1 pseudogene is annotated in these 691 nt (G+C 56.6%); it reads right to left on the bottom strand.

The window, feature by feature from the left end:
• Window positions 1-94: 94 nt before the first annotated feature.
• Window positions 95-691: pseudogene (locus EKA13_RS27495) on the bottom strand (IS3 family transposase); the annotation flags it as partial.

Below are 691 nucleotides of genomic sequence, written 5' to 3'. Positions count from 1 at the left end.
GCCGACCAGCTGCAGTGGCAGTAAGCGACGCAGCTTAAACTCGCTGAAAAACTGTCTTGACCGATGGGTCCACTTTACCCAGTACATTCTTACTGTCGCTGTGAAACAGCACATTCTGAGGCCGGCCACGTTGCTCATAGGCCATGTCCAAAGCCTTGATGACCAGGTCAGCATCGGGCTTCGACGAAGGCGCCCAGCCCACTACACGGCGTGCGAAAAGGTCGATCACGGCCGCCACATAGTGCCAGCGACCTTGAGCCCAGACATACGTGATGTCCCCGCACCAGACTTCATACGGCGCCGACACAGTAAACGCTTGATCCAGCACGTTCGGGATATCTGGCCGCTCTAGCGTCGCCTTTTTGTAGGCGTGTGAGCCGGGCTGTTTGCTAATCAGCTTCATCTCGTTCATCAGCCTACGAACCTTGAATCGTCCAATCACTATGCCGTCCTCGCGCATCATGTACATGATGCTTCGGCTACCCGCTGCGCTGCGGCTTTGGGTAAACAGCTCGTTGACGCGGCTGCGCAACACCAGCCGCTTAACGTCTGGAGATCGACGCTTGCGACAGTGTGCGTAATAGCAGGATCGGGGCACTTCAAATACCGAGCACAACAGATCAACAGGCTCTTGAGCGCGGAGCTGATCAATTAACGCGAGCGCTCGTGTTCCTCGGCCATCAAGAGCGCG

Origin of the sequence: Pseudomonas defluvii (genome assembly GCF_001695625.1) — a bacterium.
Lineage (GTDB): Bacteria > Pseudomonadota > Gammaproteobacteria > Pseudomonadales > Pseudomonadaceae > Aquipseudomonas > Aquipseudomonas defluvii.
This window is presented reverse-complemented; position numbering and strand designations above follow the sequence as displayed.